This is a genomic window from Saccharomonospora iraqiensis subsp. paurometabolica YIM 90007, from assembly GCF_000231035.2.
GTDB lineage: Bacteria > Actinomycetota > Actinomycetes > Mycobacteriales > Pseudonocardiaceae > Saccharomonospora > Saccharomonospora paurometabolica.
Map to the genome: position 1 here is coordinate 7448 of NZ_KI912208.1, position 3405 is coordinate 10852.

General features: G+C 71.8%; 4 protein-coding genes. 1 reads left to right on the plus strand and 3 read right to left on the minus strand.

The window, feature by feature from the left end:
- Nucleotides 1–49: 49 nt before the first annotated feature.
- The 3 genes from SACPADRAFT_RS25395 to SACPADRAFT_RS0203330 form a co-directional block, all read right to left on the minus strand.
- Nucleotides 50–751 carry an SRPBCC domain-containing protein gene (locus SACPADRAFT_RS25395; RefSeq protein WP_007026998.1) on the minus strand — a complete coding sequence of 234 codons (702 nt, stop codon included), beginning with the start codon at nucleotides 749–751 and terminating at the stop codon, nucleotides 50–52.
- A 50-nt stretch (nucleotides 752–801) separates the two neighbouring features.
- The gene (locus tag SACPADRAFT_RS0203325; protein ID WP_007026999.1) at nucleotides 802–1149 is read right to left on the minus strand and encodes a histidine triad nucleotide-binding protein; all 348 of its coding nucleotides are present in this window, start codon (nucleotides 1147–1149) and stop codon (nucleotides 802–804) included.
- 91 nt (nucleotides 1150–1240) lie between these two features.
- On the minus strand, nucleotides 1241–1594 hold the full coding sequence (locus tag SACPADRAFT_RS0203330; protein ID WP_007027000.1) for a histone-like nucleoid-structuring protein Lsr2: 354 nt from the start codon (nucleotides 1592–1594) through the stop codon (nucleotides 1241–1243).
- A gap of 482 nt (nucleotides 1595–2076) precedes the next feature.
- On the opposite strand from SACPADRAFT_RS0203330, the gene SACPADRAFT_RS0203335 reads away from it, so the two are divergent.
- The gene (locus SACPADRAFT_RS0203335; protein ID WP_007027001.1) at nucleotides 2077–3267 is read left to right on the plus strand and encodes an aminotransferase class V-fold PLP-dependent enzyme; all 1191 of its coding nucleotides are present in this window, start codon (nucleotides 2077–2079) and stop codon (nucleotides 3265–3267) included.
- Nucleotides 3268–3405 lie beyond the last annotated feature (138 nt).

Here is a 3405-nt window from a genome sequence, read left to right on the forward strand (position 1 = left end):
GGGGACTGGCTGTCCGGGTGAGGTCCGGGTGCCCGCGGGCGGGCCGCGCTCAGCCCGTCAGGTCGGGGGCGAGGTGCCGCATCCGGTCGCCGACGGTGCGGGTCAGCTCGTCGGCGGTCGCGAGTCCGGCCGCGACCGTGGCGTTCACCCAGGCGCTGAGCGCGTGCTGGGCGAACTTCTGTCCGGTCGCCCGCGGGTCGTCGGGTTCGTCCGCTCCTTCGAGGTGCCGGCGCAGCGCCAGCAGGGCCAGATCCCAGGCGGGTCCCGCGGCCAGCACGGCCGCGGCGGCTCCGGGGGCGCTCCCGTTCGCCCCCGGCGTCGCCTCGGGGCGCTCGACGGTGTGCGTGAGCTCCACGACGGTGCGGTCGTCGCCGTCGGGGGCCGTGCGGACCACGACCGTGCCCACCGTCCCGGCCTCGTGCCAGGCGAGGCGCAGCGAATGCCCGGGGTCGCGGTCGAGGACGTGTCCGGACGCGCGGTCCGGAACCGTGAAGCCGGCTCCCGGCGTGGCGCATCCGGTCACCGGACCGAACCAGCGTGCGAGGCGCCGACGACGGGTCAGCGCCTCCCAGACTCCGGCAGGGTCCGTGGGACAGAACCGGCGCAGGACCAGACCGACCGGCAGGTCCGCGACCCCGGTCGCGGTGCCGACGCCGGAACCGGTGGGCGCACCGTGCGACCCGGGCAGGTCCACGGCACACGCACGGACCTCGCGGTAGGTGGTCGTGAGCTGGTCGGCTATGTCGATCACGGCACGTCCCTTCGCAACACCTGGGGACCGGCAACGCCGGGGCGTCGTCATCAGCCCGGAGGCCAGGACAGGTGCCTACCACCGAGGACGTGACAGTGCACGTGGAAGACGGTCTGGTTCGCGTCGGCGCCGGTGTTGAACACCAGCCGGTAGCCGGAGTCGTCGACCCCGTCGGCCTTGGCGACCTCGCCGACCACGGCGAGCAGGTCGCCCGCCAGACCGGGGTCGGCCGCGGCCATCGCCGCGGCGTCGGGGTGGTGCTCCTTGGGGATGACCAGGACGTGCGTGGGGGCCTGCGGGTCGATGTCGCGGAACGCGAGCACGGTGTCGGTCTCGTACACCACGGTGGCGGGCACGGTGCGCTCGACGATCCGGCAGAACAGGCAGTCGGTGCTCACGGACTCACTGTAATGCGCCCGGGCCCGCGTGTCCGCGACATCGCGGTAATGGTGCCGTGTCCCGACTCACAGGACACGGACGGGTGAACGGTCACTTGCTCTTGTGGTATGCTTCCGCGACTTCGGAGGGAATCCGTCCCCGCTCCGAGATCTCGTACCCGTTCTCTTTCGCCCACGCCCGGATCGCCTTGTTCTGCTCACGATCGGCGGAGGACGAACGGGTGGCCTTCTGACCATTGCGGCGACCGCGTCCCGTCTGCCGCTTGCGGCCGCCCGCCTTGCGCGCGTGTTCGACGTACTGGGCGAGTGCGTCCCGCAGTTCTTCCGCGTTTTCCGAGGACAGGTCGATCTCGTACGTCACCCCGTCGAGGGCGAACTGGACGGTCTCCTCGGCCTCCGAGCCGTCGAGATCATCCACGAGCGAGACGAGAATCTGTTGTGCCACCGGTTCCTCCTGCTACGGGCCGCTCGGGCGGTGAATTGCGGTCTGTTCGGTCAGAAGTGTACCCGACCGCGCCCGGCCGGGAACACGCGGCATTGCGCGGGAGTGGTGATCGGGGAAAAGCGCGTGCACTCCCCGCCGCACGCCGGGAATGCGTGGCGCGACGGTGGGTCAACCATACGTATTCGTGCCTGGTGAGGGTGCGTCCGCCGGGCGCGACGGCCGGTCCGTGTCGCAACCGGAGGGTCGGAAACCGTTGCTGTGCCGGAACTTCCGGGCAGACGGCTCCGTACTTCGGCGACGTCGGACGGGGTCCTCCGCCCGGTTCGGCTTTTCACCCGATTCGAGAAGGATCGCCGGATCGGGGCGGTCCGGGAATACCGCCGTACGGTGGTGGCGGGGGTGTCCCGGGCTCGGGCAGGATGGTATTGCCCGGGTATTCGCCCACTCACCCGTTGAGACACGGGGACCGGAGGAGGACGACCGTGATTCACCCGCCCGAAACGCCGGAGGCGGTCACCGCGCTGCGCGCCGACACGGCGGGCTGCGAGAGCGTCGTACATTTCAACAACGCGGGTTCCTCGTTGCCCCCGAAACGGGTGGTGGACCGGATGGTACGGCATCTCCGCACCGAGGAGAGGATCGGCGGTTACGAGGCGGCCGACGAGGTCTCCGACGAACTCGACGACGTCCGCGGGACACTCGGCGCCCTCGTGGGTGCCGGCCCGGATGAGATCGCGGTCACCGACAGCGCCTCCCGTTCGTGGCTCTCGGTGTTCACCGCCGTCGGCTGGGCCGAGGGGGACCGCATTCTCACCGGCGCGGCCGAGTATTCGAGCAACGTCATCGCGATGCTGGACCTGGCGCACCGCCGGGGCGTCCGGGTGGAGGTCGTGCCGAGCACGCCCGACGGCGAGATCGACGTCGACGCGCTCGCCGCGACGCTCGACGACGACGTGCGCATGGTGGCGGTGACCCACGCGCCCACCAACGGGGGACTGCTGCAACCCGTCGAACGGATCGGTGCCGTAGTCGCGGACAGCCCCGCGTTCTACCTGGTCGACGCCTGTCAGAGCGTGGGCCAGGTGCCGATCGACCTGACGGCGATCGGTGCCGACGCGCTCTCCGCCACCGGACGCAAGTACCTGCGCGCGCCGCGGGGGACGGGATTCCTCGCCGTCCGGCGGGGTGTGCTGGACAGTCTGCACCCCGCGCACCTGGACCTGACGTCCGCGCGGATCGTGGACGGATCGGTGCGCCCGCGGGACGACGCGCGGCGGTTCGAGCTGTTCGAGCACAACGTCGCCGCCGTGCTCGGCCTGGGGGAGGCGGCGCACTACTACCGCGAGGTCGGCCCGGAGTGGGCACACGAGCGGATCACCGCGCTGGCCGAACACCTGCGCGCCGAGCTGGGCCGGATCCCGGGGATCACGGTGACCGACCTCGGCAGCCACCGTTCGGGCATCGTGTCGTTCTCCTCGGAGCGCGTTCCCGCCCCGGAGCTCGTGGACAGCCTGCGCGAGCGTGGGGTGCACGTCAGCGTGTCCCGGGCACCGTCGACCCCTTGGGACATGGCCGACCGGCGGCTCGACGAACTCGTCCGCGCCTCCGTGCACTACTACAACACGTCGGACGAGATCGCGCGCCTGTGCGCGGAGCTCGAGGCGACGGGGTGAGCGGCCGGCCGCCGACCCCGATCACCGGGCCGGGGCGGTCGGCCGCCCCGGCCCGAGAACCCGTTCCGCAAGCCGTGCCAGGCCGAGCAGGCCCCGGTCGGTGCCCGCGGGGCCGTCGAACTCCAGACCGACCGGCAG